The 15,431-nt window shown below is 62.7% G+C and carries 18 protein-coding genes; 12 read left to right on the forward strand and 6 right to left on the reverse strand.

Annotated features, from left to right (window positions below; translation table 11 throughout):
• The first annotated feature begins 92 nt into the window (after positions 1–92).
• The 12 genes from rimM (at position 93) to GVL04_RS08260 (ending at position 9,842) form a co-directional block, all read left to right on the forward strand.
• Complete coding sequence (gene rimM / locus GVL04_RS08205) at positions 93–650, forward strand: ribosome maturation factor RimM (RefSeq protein ID WP_159702335.1); 558 nt, start codon at positions 93–95, stop codon at positions 648–650.
• Positions 647–1,447, forward strand: coding sequence for a tRNA (guanosine(37)-N1)-methyltransferase TrmD (gene trmD, locus GVL04_RS08210; protein ID WP_159702338.1), 801 nt, complete (start codon positions 647–649; stop codon positions 1,445–1,447). The genes rimM and trmD overlap by 4 nt, the downstream gene beginning before the upstream one ends.
• A 266-nt stretch (positions 1,448–1,713) precedes the next feature.
• Complete coding sequence (gene rplS / locus GVL04_RS08215) at positions 1,714–2,067, forward strand: 50S ribosomal protein L19 (RefSeq protein WP_090818948.1); 354 nt, start codon at positions 1,714–1,716, stop codon at positions 2,065–2,067.
• Between the two features lie 80 nt (positions 2,068–2,147).
• Positions 2,148–2,822, forward strand: a complete 675-nt coding sequence (lepB, locus tag GVL04_RS08220) for a signal peptidase I (RefSeq protein ID WP_159702341.1) — start codon at positions 2,148–2,150, stop codon at positions 2,820–2,822.
• Positions 2,823–3,692 (forward strand): signal peptidase I, encoded by an 870-nt coding sequence (gene lepB, locus GVL04_RS08225; RefSeq protein ID WP_159702344.1) that lies wholly within the window; start codon positions 2,823–2,825, stop codon positions 3,690–3,692.
• Positions 3,692–4,462, forward strand: coding sequence for a ribonuclease HII (locus GVL04_RS08230; protein ID WP_159702347.1), 771 nt, complete (start codon positions 3,692–3,694; stop codon positions 4,460–4,462). The genes lepB (GVL04_RS08225) and GVL04_RS08230 overlap by 1 nt, the downstream gene beginning before the upstream one ends.
• A 67-nt stretch (positions 4,463–4,529) precedes the next feature.
• The gene (locus GVL04_RS08235; RefSeq protein WP_090818960.1) at positions 4,530–4,874 is read left to right on the forward strand and encodes a DUF2469 domain-containing protein; all 345 of its coding nucleotides are present in this window, start codon (positions 4,530–4,532) and stop codon (positions 4,872–4,874) included.
• A 103-nt stretch (positions 4,875–4,977) separates the two neighbouring features.
• Positions 4,978–5,343, forward strand: coding sequence for a YraN family protein (locus GVL04_RS08240; protein WP_200846788.1), 366 nt, complete (start codon positions 4,978–4,980; stop codon positions 5,341–5,343).
• The gene (locus GVL04_RS08245; RefSeq protein WP_159702353.1) at positions 5,344–6,885 is read left to right on the forward strand and encodes a YifB family Mg chelatase-like AAA ATPase; all 1,542 of its coding nucleotides are present in this window, start codon (positions 5,344–5,346) and stop codon (positions 6,883–6,885) included.
• Positions 6,882–8,114, forward strand: a complete 1,233-nt coding sequence (gene dprA, locus GVL04_RS08250) for a DNA-processing protein DprA (protein ID WP_159702356.1) — start codon at positions 6,882–6,884, stop codon at positions 8,112–8,114. Before GVL04_RS08245 ends, dprA begins: the two co-directional genes overlap by 4 nt.
• A 99-nt stretch (positions 8,115–8,213) precedes the next feature.
• Positions 8,214–9,101 carry a tyrosine recombinase XerC gene (locus tag GVL04_RS08255; RefSeq protein WP_235036214.1) on the forward strand — a complete coding sequence of 296 codons (888 nt, stop codon included), beginning with the start codon at positions 8,214–8,216 and terminating at the stop codon, positions 9,099–9,101.
• A 237-nt stretch (positions 9,102–9,338) separates the two neighbouring features.
• Positions 9,339–9,842, forward strand: coding sequence for a DUF3145 domain-containing protein (locus tag GVL04_RS08260; RefSeq protein WP_026005636.1), 504 nt, complete (start codon positions 9,339–9,341; stop codon positions 9,840–9,842).
• 96 nt (positions 9,843–9,938) lie between these two features.
• On the opposite strand, the gene GVL04_RS08265 is transcribed toward GVL04_RS08260, so the two are convergent.
• The 6 genes from GVL04_RS08265 to GVL04_RS08290 all read right to left on the reverse strand — a co-directional run.
• Positions 9,939–11,174, reverse strand: a complete 1,236-nt coding sequence (locus GVL04_RS08265) for a beta-ketoacyl synthase (protein WP_159702359.1) — start codon at positions 11,172–11,174, stop codon at positions 9,939–9,941.
• A gap of 133 nt (positions 11,175–11,307) precedes the next feature.
• On the reverse strand, positions 11,308–11,553 hold the full coding sequence (locus GVL04_RS08270) for an acyl carrier protein (protein ID WP_011692310.1): 246 nt from the start codon (positions 11,551–11,553) through the stop codon (positions 11,308–11,310).
• Between the two features lie 115 nt (positions 11,554–11,668).
• On the reverse strand, positions 11,669–12,730 hold the full coding sequence (locus tag GVL04_RS08275; protein ID WP_159702362.1) for a beta-ketoacyl-ACP synthase III: 1,062 nt from the start codon (positions 12,728–12,730) through the stop codon (positions 11,669–11,671).
• Entirely contained in the window at positions 12,727–13,656 is a 930-nt protein-coding gene (locus GVL04_RS08280; protein ID WP_200846794.1) for an ACP S-malonyltransferase, read from the reverse strand. Before GVL04_RS08280 ends, GVL04_RS08275 begins: the two co-directional genes overlap by 4 nt.
• Positions 13,657–13,744: 88 nt before the next feature.
• Positions 13,745–14,989 (reverse strand): CdaR family transcriptional regulator, encoded by a 1,245-nt coding sequence (locus tag GVL04_RS08285; protein WP_159702368.1) that lies wholly within the window; start codon positions 14,987–14,989, stop codon positions 13,745–13,747.
• 197 nt (positions 14,990–15,186) lie between these two features.
• Positions 15,187–15,431: hypothetical protein (locus tag GVL04_RS08290; protein WP_159702371.1), on the reverse strand; the 245-nt coding region annotated here is incomplete at its 5' end.

The following is a 15,431-nucleotide window of genomic DNA, read 5'->3' on the forward strand; positions in this document are numbered from 1 at the left end:
ACCGAATATGGTGGAGGGGCCGGATTGCTTTATCCACCATTTCACCACCGTGGCTGCCCGGCGGCGCGGTACACAAGAATTCAGAGGAACCCATGCAGCTCCAGGTGGCCCGGATCGGCAAACCCCACGGCATTCGCGGCGAGGTAACGGTGCAGGTACTCACTGACGCGCCTTCGGAACGATTCGTCGCCGGAACCGAGTTCGTCGTGGAGCCGGCCTCTGCCGGCCCGCTGACCATCCAAAGCGCCCGGTGGAACAAGGACATCCTCCTGCTGGGTTTCGAGGAAATTGCAGACCGCAACTCTGCCGAGGCCATCCGTGGTGCGAAACTCTTCATCGAAACCGAGGAACTCGACGAAGAGGACGACGACGAAGGCTGGTACGAGCACGAACTGGTTGGCCTTGATGCACGGGTTGGCTCGCAAGTAGTGGGAAAGGTTGCCGCCCTGAACACCATGCCTGTCCAGGACTTGCTGATGGTCAAGACCGGCGACGGCAAGGAGATCCTGGTTCCGTTCGTGGAGGAAATCGTGCCCGAGGTGAACGTTGAGGGCGGCTACATCCTCATCACGCCGCCAGCCGGCCTCTTTGAGATCAACGACGCCGCGTCCGGGGAATCCGGGGACGGCGCCGGGGATGATGCTGAATGAGGATCGATGTCGTCAGTATTTTTCCTGAGTACCTTGCCCCGCTGGAGCTCTCGCTCATAGGCAAGGCACGCCAGGATGGTCTGCTGGAACTGAACGTCCACGATCTCCGGACCTTCACCACGGACAAGCACAGGACTGTTGACGATACCCCTTACGGTGGTGGCGCCGGGATGGTCATGAAGCCGGAACCGTGGGCGCAGGCACTTGAGTCGGTTGCGACTGTCCGTGAAGGTTCCAAGCCCGTTCTGATTGTTCCTTCACCGGCAGGCGAGAGGTTCCACCAGGCGCTGGCGTACGAATTCGCCGAGCAGGACCACCTTGTGTTCGCCTGTGGTCGCTACGAAGGTATCGATGAGCGCGTTATCGATTGGGCGCACGATCACTTCACGGTCCGGCCGGTCAGCTTGGGCGACTACGTGCTCAACGGCGGCGAAGTGGCCGTACTGGCCATGGTGGAGGCCGTCGGGCGCCTCCTTCCGGGAGTGGTCGGAAATCCCGAATCGCTGATTGAGGAATCCCACTCCGATGGTTTGTTGGAGTACCCCGTCTACACAAAGCCATCAGCATGGCGGGACCATGACGTCCCTCCGATACTTCTCAGTGGCAACCACGGCAAGATTGCCCAGTGGCGGCGCCACGAACAGTTCCGCCGCACCGCGGAACGCCGGCCTGACCTTCTGGAAGGGTTCGACGGCGGTGCGTTGAGCCGCGCCGACCGCAACGCCCTTGCGGACCTCGGGTACTCGGTTGTCGACGGCCGCTTGCGGGCCCGCACCGATGGCGACACCGAAAACTAGAGGGGGCCTCCCGGCGTCGAACGTCCGGGGCGTCCGGCAGTTGGCCGGATGGGTGCGCATATGGCAGAATTAACCCTTGTGTCTGCTGGGCTGACACCTGCCACGGGGGGAGTTCAGCCAACAGTCGGACAACCCGGTGACGCCAATCAGTGGTGGAACCGGACACTAAGAAACTTCGGCGGAGATTTCCGGCTGGCCTTCGGGCCGCGGGCTTGTTCGCCGTAACCCAAAGTGAATGACCTGTGGCGTTCACCAGGAGTGGATTAATGCATATCCTCGATAGCGTAGATGCAGCCTCGCTGCGTAGTGATGTTCCGGAGTTCCGCGCGGGTGACACCCTCAAGGTTCACGTCAACATCATCGAAGGCAAGAACTCCCGTGTCCAGGTTTTCCAGGGCTTCGTCCTTGGTCGCCAGGGTGACGGCGTTCGCGAAACCTTCACCGTGCGCAAGGTTTCCTTCGGTGTCGGCGTAGAGCGTACCTTCCCGGTACACTCCCCGATCATCGACAAGATCGAGGTCGTCACCAAGGGTGACGTCCGCCGCGCCAAGCTTTACTACATGCGTGCACTGCGCGGTAAGGCTGCGAAGATCAAGGAAAAGCGCGACTTCGCCAAGTAGGTCCTGCGACTTACGCAACGGGTCCAGGATTCGTGCCCGGTAGTTCCGGAGCAATCCGCAACGCAACAGGGATACGAGTCATGGACACAACAGAACGCCAGCCCCGGAAACAGGGCTGGCGTTTTGTTTTGCTCGCACTGGTACTTGCGGTCGCGATCAGTGGGCTGGTCCGCTCACTGTGGCTGGATGTCTACTACATTCCCTCCGAATCCATGGAACCCCTGCTCGGTACTGGGGACCGGATTCTGGTCTCGCGCACGGCCTTCGATACTGAGCCGGTACGGCGCGGCGACATCGTGGTATTCGACGGCCGTGGCTCCTTCGCCCCGCTGAGCAGCGGGAAGGGCCCGTTTGTCGATGCAGTGTCGGCCGCCAGCCAATGGTTCGGACTTACCGGAAGTGACACGATCTACGTGAAGCGGGTGATAGGAACGCCGGGGGACCACGTTCAGTGCTGCGATTCGAACGGCCTTCTCACGGTCAACGGTCAGCCGGTTGAGGAACCTTATGTGTATCCCGGGGACCAACCCAGCAAGCAGAAGTTTGACGTCGTGGTGCCTGAGGGACGCCTATGGCTGATGGGCGACCACCGCTCGCGTTCCGCCGACTCCCGTGGATTGCTGGGCGCACCGGGTGGCGGCATGGTTCCTGTGGAACGCGTGATCGGCCGACCCGTCCAGATCATCTGGCCACTTGATAGATTTGCAGAGATGCCTCGCTCTACGCAGGCCGAAACATCGAAGAACGGACAGTAGATGCCGGACAAGGCTCCAGAGAATCCCGAGCGGTACGACGACGACGCCCGGGTCTCGGACGGAACGGCAAGCTCCGCCGGTGTGGTGGAACCCCGCCAACCCAACGACGCTGCGCCCGGCAATGCCGGCGATAGCGGCGATGCCGGGTCCCGCGTGCCCGCTGGTGGCGCCCATGCAGTGGAGAAGCCTCGCAGGAACCCGGTGCTTGTCTGGGTCAAAGAGATCGTCACGGTGGTGGCTATCGCGCTGGTGCTGTCCTTCCTGCTGAAGACTTTCCTTTTCAGGGCGTTCTACATTCCATCGGAATCCATGGAAAGCACGTTGGATGTCAACGACCGCATTTTCATCAACCTCCTGGTTCCCGAACCCTTCGCCCTGCAGCATGGTGATGTCGTTGTTTTCAAAGACTCGCAGAACTGGCTGACCCCCGTTGCCAAGAAACCGGCAGGCCCGATGGATTGGGTAGGGGATGCCCTTGAGTTTGTGGGCTTGGCTGCAGACGACAATGAACAGCACCTCGTCAAGCGCGTGATCGGCCTTCCCGGAGATCGGGTTTCGTGCTGTGACGCCCAGGGGCGCGTCAGCATAAATGGTGTGCCCTTGGATGAAACGTATATCAACCCGGCCGAAGTACCGCAGCCCAATCCGTTCGACATCGTGGTTCCGGAGGGCAAAGTCTGGGTGATGGGCGACAACCGAAACCATTCGGCAGATTCCAGGGCGCACCAGGAAACCAACGGTGGCTTCGTCAACATCGAGGACATCGAGGGCAAGGCCACTGTCATTGCCTGGCCGGTCAACCGCTGGACTATTCTTGATAACCACCAGGACGTTTTCCGTGACGTCCCTGAAAGCGCCCCGGCAAAGTAATGGCAACAACGGTTACCGGCCCCAAGGGCAAGACGCCGGTCAAGGTCCTCGCCAAGAAGAAGACCAAACCCACCACAAAGGCAAAAAGCCCTGTTGGGTTTCCCACCCTTGACATCGAAAGGTCCTTCCTCTCGCCGGGAGTACGCCTGCTGGCCGGCGTTGACGAGGTAGGCCGTGGCGCCTTGGCGGGTCCGGTCAGCGTGGGGATAGCAGTGGTCAACCTCGAGGACCATGGTTTGTTGGCCGACGTCAAGGACAGCAAGCTGCTCAAGCCCGAAGACCGGGACCGGCTCGAACCCCTTGTCCGCGACTGGGCTGTGGCCTCGGCCGTGGGGCATGCGTCCTCGCGGGAAATTGACGAGATCGGCATCATCGCCGCATTGCGGCTGGCGGGTACCCGCGCGTGGTTTGAGATCCTGGCCGGCGGGATCACTCCCGATGTGGTGCTGCTGGACGGCAGCCATAATTGGCTTTCTCCGGACCTTCAAGCCTCCCTTTTTGATACGCCCGCTACGGGACCTTGGTGTGAAGCGCCTGTCCATACCAGGGTCAAGGCGGATATGAGTTGCCTCAGCGTTGCCGCGGCCAGCGTTCTGGCCAAAGTGGCCCGTGACCGCATCATGGTGGAACTCCATTCGGAGGTCCCTGCCTACGGCTGGAATGTAAACAAAGGCTATGCCACGTCTGCCCACAGGGACGTGATCCGGCTGCAAGGGCCCAGCGCCTACCACCGGACCAGCTGGAACCTGACAGGGCCCGAGGCCGACTGACGGCGGCCTGACTTGCACGGCGGCCTTGGTGGCGCCTGGTGCCCTGCAAATAGTGCAAGATGGAACTATGAGCGCCGAGGACCTTGAGAACTATGAAACCGACATGGAGCTGCAGCTCTACCGCGAATACAGGGATGTTGTCGGTCTGTTCAGCTACGTTGTGGAAACCGAACGGCGGTTCTACCTGGCCAACCATGTGGACCTTCAGGCCCGCAGTGCGGACGGGGAAGTCTACTTCGACCTGACCCTGCAGGACGCCTGGGTGTGGGATGTCTACCGGTCGGCCCGATTCGTGAAAAACGTCCGGGTGATCACCTTCAAAGATGTCAATGTCGAAGAGCTGCCCCGTAGCGAAGAGCTATCGCTGCCGAAGGATGGCGGACTCGGCGACCTTGGAGATCTTGGCAACTAGCTCCACCACCCTTCCTCCACAGCACTGATCTCCCCGGGTTACCCACATAGCTTCGTGAGGCCCTGCCGCCCGCCGACACCAGCCTGAAAGCTGGTAAGCGGAGGTGATGGTCATGAGAGCAAAAGATTTGCTGGGCCGAAACGGCGAGGCGCTGGCGGCCGGATTCCTGGAGAACCAGGGGATGCGGATCGTCGATAGGAATTGGCGATGCGCAGACGGTGAAATCGACATCGTTGCGATCGATGGTGACACCTTGGTGGTGGCCGAAGTCAAGACCCGCCGGAGCCTGGACTACGGGCACCCCTTTGAAGCCGTGGGGACTGCCAAGCTGGCCCGGCTCCACCGGCTGGCATCGTCGTGGTGCCGGGAACACGATCTCAATACGCCGCGGAGGCGCGTCGACGTTGTGTCCGTCATAGACAACGGCGTGGGCGAACCTGAGCTTGAACACCTGCGGGGTGTTGGCTGAATGGGGGTGGGACGCAGCTACTGCGTTGCCTTGGTTGGCCTCAACGGTTACATCGTGGAGGTAGAAGCCGACATAGGCCAAACACTGCCGAACTTTGTCATCCTGGGTCTTCCGGACGCAGCCCTCAACGAGGCCAAGGAGCGGATCCGATCTGCAGCCCAAAACTCCGGGATACCCCTGAGCCGGCGCAAGATCACAGCCAACCTGATACCGGCGTCCCTTCCAAAACGGGGGTCGGGCTTTGACCTCGCCATCACCATGTCAGTTCTTTGCGCGGCGAACGATATCCGCTCCATTGGCGGGACTGTCTTCATCGCAGAATTGGGTCTGGACGGCAGGTTGAGGCCGGTCCGGGGCATCCTGCCCGCGGTAATGGCGGCCGTTCAGGCCGGCTATCCGGACGTCGTAGTGGCAGAGTCCAACGCCGCTGAGGCATCGTTGGTTCCAGGTGCCAAGGTTCGCGGCTACAAGACGCTTGCCCGGCTCGCCTTCGACTTCGGCGCAGACCCCAAGGAACTTGCGCTCGATTACGACCCCCCGAGCGAGGATGCCCCGGATGACGAGGGCGCCACCGCGTGCATCGTCCCGGATCTTTGCGACGTATCCGGGCAAGGCGAGGCACGCCGGGCACTTGAAGTAGCGGCCGCGGGTGGACACCACATGCTTCTGACCGGGCCGCCGGGGGCCGGAAAGACAATGCTGGCCGAGCGCTTGCCAGGGCTGCTCCCGGACCTGGCAGACACAGCCGCAATGGAAGTCACGGCCATCCGCTCTTTGGCAGCCGTGCAGTCCTCGGGCATCCGCTTGGTACGAAGGCCTCCTTTCGAGAATCCACATCACAGTGCCACCGCAGCAGCAATCATCGGAGGTGGATCCGGGCTTCCCCGGCCGGGCGCCGCGTCGCGTGCACATCGCGGCGTGTTGTTCCTTGACGAGGCGCCGGAGTACGAACGCCGGGTCCTCGATGCCCTTCGGCAGCCCTTGGAGAGCGGGGAACTGGTCATTCATCGGTCGGCGGGAACGGCAGCATATCCCGCACGCTTTCAGCTGATCCTGGCGGCCAACCCCTGCCCGTGCGGCAAGGCATCAGGCAAAGGCATGGAATGCACCTGCACGGCCATGATGCGCCGCCGGTACTTCGGTCGAATTTCGGGTCCCCTGTTGGACCGCGTTGACATCCAGTTACAGGTTGAACGGGTTTCCTTGGCTGATTTCGGCAATGCAGGCAAGGAAGAGGATACCGGCGCGGTAGCAGCCCGGGTCCTGGCTGCCAGGTTGCGACAGCATGAGCGACTGCGGCCTATGGGGCTCGAAACCAACTCGCAGGTGCCGGGGCGGACCTTGAGGGGTGACTTGCGGCTCCCGAGCGGAACAACGCGCATTCTGGACACCGCGCTTGAACGGGGCACCCTTACTGCTCGAGGCTATGATCGCGTCCTCAGGCTGGCATGGACACTTGCAGACCTGGGACACAGCGAGACTCCGGACATTGATCACATCGGCCAAGCGCTCGGGCTCCGCCAAGCTGCGGCCGCACCATGAGGAATAGCGACACGAAGGGAATGACGGAAGTGGCCGGAATGGGGAAGCAGGACAAGGAACGGATTGCCAGGGCGGCGCTTGCCCGTCTCATGGAGCCCCAGGACTCCGTGGGGCTCGCACTGGTGCGGGCCCTTGGGCCCATTGACGCCCTGGGGGTGGCCACCGGGGAGTTGGCAACAGGTCCGCGCGTGGAGCAGGAGATATCCGCCCTGCTCGTTGACGCAGGAGGGCCGGCCACGTGGGCAGGGCTTCCAGCCAGCCTCCGGCGCTGGGCGCCGCGCGTCAGCGACCTTGCCCCGGACCGTGACCTCGAAACCATGCGCCGGCTGGGTGGTCGGTTGATCGTCCCGGGAGATGAGTTGTGGCCGGAGCAGTTGGAGGACCTTGGGCTTCAGGAGCCGCTTTGCCTGTGGTGGCGGGGCCAGGAGCAACCCCTGCCCACTGTCCGTCGAACGATCGCCCTCGTGGGATCGAGGGACAGCACAAGCTACGGCGCCTCAGTCACTGGAGACTTCGCGTATGGATTGGCGCAGCGCGGTTACACGGTGGTCTCAGGCGGAGCCTATGGCATCGACGCCCATGCACATCGCGGGGCGCTCAGTGGAGGGGCCTCAGACCTGCCCACCATAGCCGTCATGGCCGGGGGAGTGGACCGCTTCTATCCTTCGGGCAACGACGACCTCCTCAGGGCGGTCTCCACCCAAGGGGCCGTGATCTCAGAGGTTCCCCCCGGATCCGCGCCAACCCGCTACAGATTCCTGCAAAGAAATCGGATCATCGCAGCCCTGGCGTCCGTCACTGTGGTGGTGGAGGCACGCTGGCGTTCCGGTGCCCTCAACACAGCCCATCATGCTGAATCCATAGGCAGGGTTGTTGCAACAGTTCCGGGGTCCGTCCACAGCGCCAACTCGGCAGGCTGCCACCGCCTGCTCCGGGATGGTGGCGCTGTGTGCGTCACTGACGTTGGCGAGGTCGTAGAGCTTGCCGGCGCAACGGGCGAATCCAGCAGTGAGGAAAAGAGTGCTGATGCGGCAGTTCACGACGGCCTATCCCTGGAGGACCTTATTCTCCTCGACGCTTTGCCGGTCCGTTCCGCGAGCTCGGTGGAGAAACTGACAGTAGTGGCGGGACTCAGCCCGGATGCCGTGCGCGCGGGCCTCGGTCGACTGGGACTGATGGGGTTGGCCCGTTCGGAACGAGGTGCCTGGAAAAGGGACAAGAATACATAGGCGACCCGGAAATCATGTTGATGCGCCTTGTTCTTCGCGGATGCTGGCACAGTTGTATCCGTGGACGGACAATCACTTCCCGCATCGATGCAAAGCGCAATGGAAGGCTTTCGGCGCTATCTCGAGGGTGAACGCGCCAGATCTGCGCACACTGTCCGTGCATACCTCGCTGATGTGGAGAGCCTTCTCGGATTTACCGTGCAGGAGGGAGTGGAGGAACTAGGGCAATTGGAGCTCGGTTCCCTCCGGCGGTGGCTCGGCGCTCAGAGCGAGGCGGGCATGGCCCGGGCAACCCTGGCACGTCGTGCGGCGACCGCCAGGTCCTTCACGGGGTGGGCTTTGAGGGAAGAACTCATTTCCATCGACCCGGCCGTCCGCCTGCAGGCACCCAAGCGCGACAAATCGTTGCCGGGCGTCCTGCAGCAGAAACAGGTTAGCCGGATCGTGGATGATCTGAACAATGCGGCCGTAGACGGGGGCCCCATGGCCGTGCGGAATCGCGCCATGGTGGAACTGCTTTACGCCACGGGAGTCCGGGTCGGCGAGCTTGCCGGCCTGGATATCGATGACCTCGACCCTGACCGACGGACATTGCGCGTTCTGGGTAAGGGAAACAAGGAGCGTACCGTGCCGTATGGTGTTCCGGCAGCTGTTGCAGTAGACGACTGGCTCCGGCGAGGTCGTCGAGCTCTGCTGACCGCCACCAGCGGACCCGCCTTGTTCCTCGGGGCCCGGGGCAATCGTGTTGATCCCCGCCAGATCCGGTCCGTGGTGAATGAACTGCTGCAGGCTTTGGGGGATACCTCTGCGACGGGTCCCCATGCGCTGAGGCACAGCGCCGCTACCCACCTGCTGGACGGCGGAGCCGATTTACGCGCTGTCCAGGAGATTCTCGGTCACAGCAGCCTCGCAACCACGCAGATCTACACCCATGTCTCCGTTGACCGACTCCGCAAGAGCTATCAGCAGGCACATCCACGGGCGTGAACAAGTCCTCCCTGGAGCGGCACTGGCGGAAAAGGGCAGCGTGCGGCAAAATAAGAGCACCACGGGGAAGCCTTCGATTCACAGTTGAGGGTTACATCTGTGCCAAGATCGTCAGTAGCACTTCACATAAATGAATAGCCTGTCAGGGTCCGCATTATTTCAAGGCATCCGGCAGCAACAGCAAACATCCAGGCAGAGGTCGTTGGGGAAGACGTACCTACAGCTATGGAGGATGGAATGTCTGTTGCAACAACCCGCGGTGTCCTGTTTGTGCACTCGGCCCCTACGGCACTTTGCCCGCATGTTGAGTGGGCCATCGGATCGGTCGTTGACAAGCGGACCGATCTTGAGTGGACCCCGCAACCCGCAGCGCCCGGGATGTTCCGGGCCGAATTGTCGTGGACGGGAACCCCTGGTACCGGGGCACAGTTGGCGTCGGCCCTCCGGGGCTGGGCGCACCTGCGCTACGAGGTCACCGAAGAACCGAGCCAGGGAGTGGACGGGGCCCGTTGGTCCCACACCCCGGAGCTCGGTATTTTCCATGCCGTCACTGATGTCCACGGCAACATCATGGTGACCGAAGACCGTATCCGATACGCGTACGAGTCCGGTGCTGGAGATCCCTCAGCCGTTTACCACGAGCTCTCGCTGGCCCTCGGCGAAGCCTGGGATGAAGAGCTCGAACCCTTCCGTCATGCAGCTGAAGGTGCCCCTGTGCGTTGGCTGCACCAGGTCGGCTAGCACGACGAGGCAACGGACACCCCATAGCAATGAAGAGGGCCCCACCAACTGGTGGGGCCCTCTTCATGTTTCATCTATTCGGCGGCGAAGCCAGGCTTAGACATTCCTGACCGCAATGACGGCGTTGTGCCCGCCGAAACCGAAGGAGTTGCTCAACGCGACGATATCGCCGGCAGGCAAGTCCCGGACCGATGTCACGACGTCAAGCGGGATCTCCGGATCCTGGTTCTCAAGGTTGATCGTGACAGGTGCCTTGCGCTCGTAGACGGCCAGCACTGTCAGGACAGCCTCAACGGCGCCTGAAGCGCCCAGGAGGTGGCCCATCTGGGACTTGGTGGCGGAGACCGCGACATTGTCCACGTGGGTCCCCAAAGCGGCACGCAGGGCCGTGTACTCGGGCTTGTCACCAACCGGGGTTGACGTGGCATGCGCGTTGACGTGGACCACGTCCTCAGCCTGGATCCGGCCATCAAACATGGCGGCTTTCAGGGCACGCGTAGCGCCCAGGCCTTCGGGGTCCGGTGCCGTGATGTGGTAGGCATCCGCAGTTACCGATGTGCCAGCGAGTTCGGCATAGATGCGTGCTCCACGGGCGATTGCATGCTCTTCGGCTTCGAGAACCAAAGCGCCGGCACCTTCACCCATGACGAAGCCGTCACGGTCGATGTCGTAAGGGCGGGATGCGCGTTCCGGCTCATCGTTGCGGCGGGAGAGCGCTTGCATGGAGGAGAATGCGGCCAAGGGCATCGGGTGGATGGCAGCTTCCGCGCCACCGCACACTACAACGTCGGCCTTGCCTGAACGGATGAGGTCCAGGCCGAGATGGAGGGCTTCCGTGCCTGATGCACAGGCTGAAACGGGAGTGTGCGCTCCTGCGCGGGCGCCGAGGTCGAGGCTGACAGCCGCTGCCACGCCGTTGGGCATCAGCATGGGAACGGTCATGGGCAGGACCCGGCGGGGGCCCTTATCCCTGAGGGTGTCCCAGGCATCCAGGAGGGTCCAGACGCCGCCGATGCCGGTGGCAAAAGCAACCGCCAGGCGGTCGTGGTCGAGGTCCTCGATCCCGGAGTCGGCCCATGCTTCACGGGCTGCGATGACGCCGAACTGGGTGGAGGGGTCCATGCGCTTGGCCTCAACACGGCTCAGGACCTCGAGGGCCGGCGTCGAGCAGCGGGCAGCAAAGTGGACGGGGAGGTCGTACTTGGCCACCCACTCGTCTTCGAGCGTGCGGGCGCCGGAAACCCCTTTCAACGCGTTCTGCCACATTGTGGGTACGTCGCCGCCGATGGGAGTGGTGGCCCCCAGACCGGTTATGACTACTTTGCGTGCCATGCGATCACTCTCTGTCGGATCAGCCGTTCTACCTGCAGGGTTTCACAGGGAAGGCTACAAAATCTTTGGGCGTTACTGCGGCTGTGCCGGGCGCAAGGATAGGAATCCCGGCCCGGCACAGCTGGTGTCAGGACTAGGCCTGTGCGTTGGCGATGAAGCTGACGGCGTCGCCGACGGTCTTGAGGTTCTTGACCTCTTCGTCGGGGATGCGAACGCCGAACTTCTCTTCAGCGTTGACAACGATGGTCATCATGGAGATGGAGTCGATGTCCAGGTCCTCGGTGAAGGACTTGTCCAGCTCCACGGCTTCGGTGGCGAGGCCCGTCTCTTCGTTGACGATTTCAGCCAGGCCGGCCAGGATTTCTTCGTTGCTAGCCATTGTTGGCTCCTTTTCTTGTTGTACCGGCTACTGCCGGAAAGGGGGCAAACCGCGGGTTACGGTTTGGGTTTGTAAGTCGTATTCAGTTGGCTGGAGGCTGCAGGCCAATCCAGGTCTACGGCAGAACTACTACCTGGGCGCCGAAGACCAGTCCGGCGCCGAACCCGATCTGCAGGGCCAGGCCGCCGCTCAGCTCAGGGTTTTCCTGAAGCAAGCGGTGCGTTGCCAGCGGGATGGAAGCCGCGGACGTATTGCCCGCCTGGGCGATGTCGCGGCCGATGACAACGGATTCGGGAAGCTTGAGCTTCTTAACCATCTCGTCGATGATTCGCATGTTTGCCTGATGCGGAACGAACGCAGCGAGATCGGTGGCTTCGATGCCGGCCGCGTCCAAGGCCTGCTGGGCTACCTTTGCCATTTCCCAGACTGCCCAGCGGAATACGGTTTGGCCGTCCTGCCGCAGTGTCGGCCAGACATCCTGGGTTGCCGAGAGGATGGCGGGGTCGTCGATTTCGTCGGAGTGGCGTGCGGATTCGCCCAGCTTCTTGACGTCCTCAAGTGAGTGGGTCATGCCAATGGCATCCCACTTACTGCCGTCCGAGCCCCACACTGAAGGCCCGATTCCCGGGGTGTCGGATGGGCCCACTACGACAGCGCCGGCGCCGTCGCCGAGGAGGAACGAAATGGTGCGCTCGTGGTTGTCGATGACGTCGGAGAGTTTCTCCGCGCCCACAACCAATACGTACTGGGCTGCACCGGAGCGGACCAAGGCGTCGGCCTGGGCCACGCCGTAGCAGTACCCTGCACAGGCGGCAGAGATGTCGAAGGCGGGTGCCGGCGTCGCGCCCAAGCGGTCGGTGAGCGCGGCGGCGGCGGACGGCGTCGCGTACGGGTGCGTCACGGTGGACACAATCACGGCCCCGAGTTGGGACGCTTCGATTCCTGCCTGTTGGAGCGCCTCGCGTGCGGCGCCTTCGGCCATGTCGATGACGCTGACGTCAGCGGCTGCGCGGTGGCGTGTGATGATTCCGGTGCGTTGGCGGATCCATTCGTCCGATGAGTCGATCCATTGGCAGACGTCGTCGTTGGTGACGATGACATCAGGGCGATAGGCGCCGATACCCAGGATGCGGGCGTTCTCGTTGACGACAGCCTTGTTCAATACGGGGGTGCTCATGCCTGCCCCTCCAATTCTGCGAAGAGTGCGAGAGCCGCGGACAGGTCATCCGGGGTCTTGACGGCAACTGTCTTGACGCCGGGCATGCCGCGCTTGGCCAAGCCTGCGAGGGTGCCGGCGGGGGCAAGTTCAATGACACCGGTGACGCCGCGCGCAACCAGCGTTTCCATGCACTTGTCCCAGCGGACGGGGCGGGACACCTGGGCGATCAGGCTGTCGACTGCGGCAGGTCCTGCCGTTACTTCCTTGCCGTCGAAGTTCGACAACAGCGGAACTGCCGGATTCTGCGGCGACAGCGACGGCTTGAGGGATTCGAGCGCGCTGACGGCCGGGGCCATGTGCGAGGTGTGGAATGCACCTGCAACCTTGAGCGGGATCACGCGTGCCTTGGCCGGGGGGTTGTCTGCGAGGACTTTGAGCTGGTCGAAGGTGCCGGCGGCAACTGTTTGCCCTGCGCCATTGACGTTCGCGGGGGTTGCGCCGGATGCCTCGATGGCCGCCAGGACCTCGGCGGGGTCGCCTCCGACAACGGCGCTCATGCCGGTGGGGGTCACTGCGGCTGCCGCGGCCATGCTGTTGGCCCGCTCCCGGACGAAGGTCATGGCTTCGGCCTCGGTGAGGACGCCTGCCAGGGCAGAGGCCGTGATCTCCCCAACGGAATGCCCGGCGAGGATGACGGGAAGGGTGCTGAGTTCGACGTCGAACAAAGACTTGGCGGCTACGAGGCCGGCAGCAACGATCAGCGGCTGAGCCACCGCGGTGTCTTTGATGGTCTCTTCGTCCGAGGTGGTTCCGTGGGCCTTGAGGTCAATGCCTGCGATCTCGCTCAGGGAGGCCAATTGGCCTTCGACGGAAGGGAGTTCGAGCCAAGGGGCCAAAAATCCGGGGGTCTGGGAGCCCTGTCCAGGGCAGACGATTGCAAGCACGTATCCAGCTTTCCAAATTGCCACGTGATCCACTGGTGTTTTGGTACACCAAGCTCACTGGGTCAGTTTGTAGGAAGTCTACAACGGTTCAGTTCTGTGAACGCGACGCGTGACGTTCGGGGGCGGCTTTTGGTTGGGCCGAAAGCCTGCCGACTACCAAGGCGGTTTGAAGCACAAAAGCCTCCCTTGGAAGGAGCGGATCCCAGCCTGTGACGTCGCAGACACGCTTCAAACGGTAGCGCACAGTATTGGCATGGACGAACAGTTCACGGGCCGTGGCTTCCAGGGAGTGCCCCAGTTCAAGATAGGTGCCCAACGTTTCCACCAAGCCGTTCGAGGCGGCCAACAGCGGCCTGTAGATGTTCTTGATCAGCGACCTGCGTGCGGCATCGTCCCCGGAGACAACCCGCTCGGGAAGCAGGTCATCGGCGGCGACGGGCCGTGGTGCGGAGGGCCACGCACGAGCGGCAGTGAGCCCAGCGAATGCCGCCTGCGCGGAGCTGCTCGCTTCCAGGAGCGACCCCGCCTCCGGCCCGTAAACAACGGCTCCGGGGGCGAAAAGCTCACTGAGCTTGACGTACGCGGTGTCGCGGTCCTGCACTCCACCAAGGATCAGGATCAGCCGGTCGCCTTGGATTCCCACCAGGGCATCCTCAGCGAAACGCCCGGCGGTCCGGCGCAGTTCGCTGACGTAGCTGGCGCTGGGTTCCGACGGCGAATTGCCCACCATTACCGTGAAGCGCTCCTGTGCCTTCCAGCCGAGGGCAGCAATCCGGGACCTGAGCGCGTCCGTGTTCTCGCCGCGCAGGATGGCGTCAACGATCAGCGCTTCAAGGCGGGTGTCCCAGGAACCGCGGGATTCGGCAGCCCTCGCATAAACATCGGCGGCTGCGAAAGCCACTTCACGCGAATAGCGCAGGACGGCCTCCCGCAATGAAGGTTGGTCTGATTCCGGCGCGATAACAGGAACCTGGTCCTCGACGACTTCCACCACGATCCGGATCAGCTGGAGGGCCTTTTGCAGGCTGATGGAGCGCGTCAGTTCCGTGGGGGCGTTACCGAAGACGTCGGTCAGGATCCATGACGGCGAACTCGGCCGTTCGTACCACGTCACAAATGCCGCGATGCCGTTCTGCGCTACCAGTCCCAGCGCGGAGCGCTCATCGGAGCTGAGGCGGCTGTACCAGGGCAGCGACTTCTCGAGTTGGCGCATGGTGCTGGTGGACAGCTGGCCCACGTTGGCGCGGAGTTGCCGCAGAGTTTCGGCCTTTTCAGGCGACAATGCCTGGGTTGTTGCCTTGCGCTTGGAAGTTGTTTTGCTTGGCTCTGCCATGGAATGAGCATACGGGCCATCCCGCGCAAGCTCCATTTGTGAGAAGGCTACAACTTGCGTTGTTGCTGGTCACATGATCGGAAGCGGCATCCCGCTGGGTTAAACCACGACGGCGGCCCCCACCTTTCGGTGGAAGCCGCCGTCGCGTTTTATGGCTGGGTTAGCCCCGTCGCCGGACAGCGTCCGGCAACCAGCAGTTAGGCGTCTCCGCCTGCTCCGCCGGTGGTGCCGGCGTTTACATCCAGGAGCCGGTACTTATCGATGGCCTTCTCCAGGGCGCCTTCTTCAACTTCTCCCTTGGCGGCGAGCAGTTGGAGGGTTTTGGCGACGATGGAGTGGGTGTCGTTTTTGAAGTAGCGGCGGGCGGCTTGGCGGGTGTCGGAGAAGCCGAAGCCGTCTGCTCCGAGGGAGGCGAAGTCGTTGGGGATGAATTGGCGGATTT

The organism is Arthrobacter sp. 18067 (assembly GCF_902706295.1).
In the GTDB taxonomy this organism is placed as follows: Bacteria; Actinomycetota; Actinomycetes; order Actinomycetales; family Micrococcaceae; genus Arthrobacter.

What these genes read in the sequence shown, in the direction of transcription:
- GVL04_RS08275 (WP_159702362.1), bottom strand. Translation starts at nt 12,730, where the DNA reads ATGAGCACCCCCGTATTGAACAAGGCTGTCGTCAACGAGAACGCCCGC.
- rimM (WP_159702335.1), top strand. Translation starts at nt 93, where the DNA reads ATGCAGCTCCAGGTGGCCCGGATCGGCAAACCCCACGGCATTCGCGGC.
- trmD (WP_159702338.1), top strand. Translation starts at nt 647, where the DNA reads ATGAGGATCGATGTCGTCAGTATTTTTCCTGAGTACCTTGCCCCGCTG.
- GVL04_RS08270 (WP_011692310.1), bottom strand. Translation starts at nt 11,553, where the DNA reads ATGGCTAGCAACGAAGAAATCCTGGCCGGCCTGGCTGAAATCGTCAAC.
- GVL04_RS08265 (WP_159702359.1), bottom strand. Translation starts at nt 11,174, where the DNA reads ATGGCACGCAAAGTAGTCATAACCGGTCTGGGGGCCACCACTCCCATC.
- GVL04_RS08285 (WP_159702368.1), bottom strand. Translation starts at nt 14,989, where the DNA reads ATGGCAGAGCCAAGCAAAACAACTTCCAAGCGCAAGGCAACAACCCAG.
- GVL04_RS08260 (WP_026005636.1), top strand. Translation starts at nt 9,339, where the DNA reads ATGTCTGTTGCAACAACCCGCGGTGTCCTGTTTGTGCACTCGGCCCCT.
- GVL04_RS08255 (WP_235036214.1), top strand. Translation starts at nt 8,214, where the DNA reads ATGGAAGGCTTTCGGCGCTATCTCGAGGGTGAACGCGCCAGATCTGCG.
- dprA (WP_159702356.1), top strand. Translation starts at nt 6,882, where the DNA reads ATGAGGAATAGCGACACGAAGGGAATGACGGAAGTGGCCGGAATGGGG.
- lepB (WP_159702344.1), top strand. Translation starts at nt 2,823, where the DNA reads ATGCCGGACAAGGCTCCAGAGAATCCCGAGCGGTACGACGACGACGCC.
- GVL04_RS08245 (WP_159702353.1), top strand. Translation starts at nt 5,344, where the DNA reads ATGGGGGTGGGACGCAGCTACTGCGTTGCCTTGGTTGGCCTCAACGGT.
- lepB (WP_159702341.1), top strand. Translation starts at nt 2,148, where the DNA reads ATGGACACAACAGAACGCCAGCCCCGGAAACAGGGCTGGCGTTTTGTT.
- rplS (WP_090818948.1), top strand. Translation starts at nt 1,714, where the DNA reads ATGCATATCCTCGATAGCGTAGATGCAGCCTCGCTGCGTAGTGATGTT.
- GVL04_RS08230 (WP_159702347.1), top strand. Translation starts at nt 3,692, where the DNA reads ATGGCAACAACGGTTACCGGCCCCAAGGGCAAGACGCCGGTCAAGGTC.
- GVL04_RS08235 (WP_090818960.1), top strand. Translation starts at nt 4,530, where the DNA reads ATGAGCGCCGAGGACCTTGAGAACTATGAAACCGACATGGAGCTGCAG.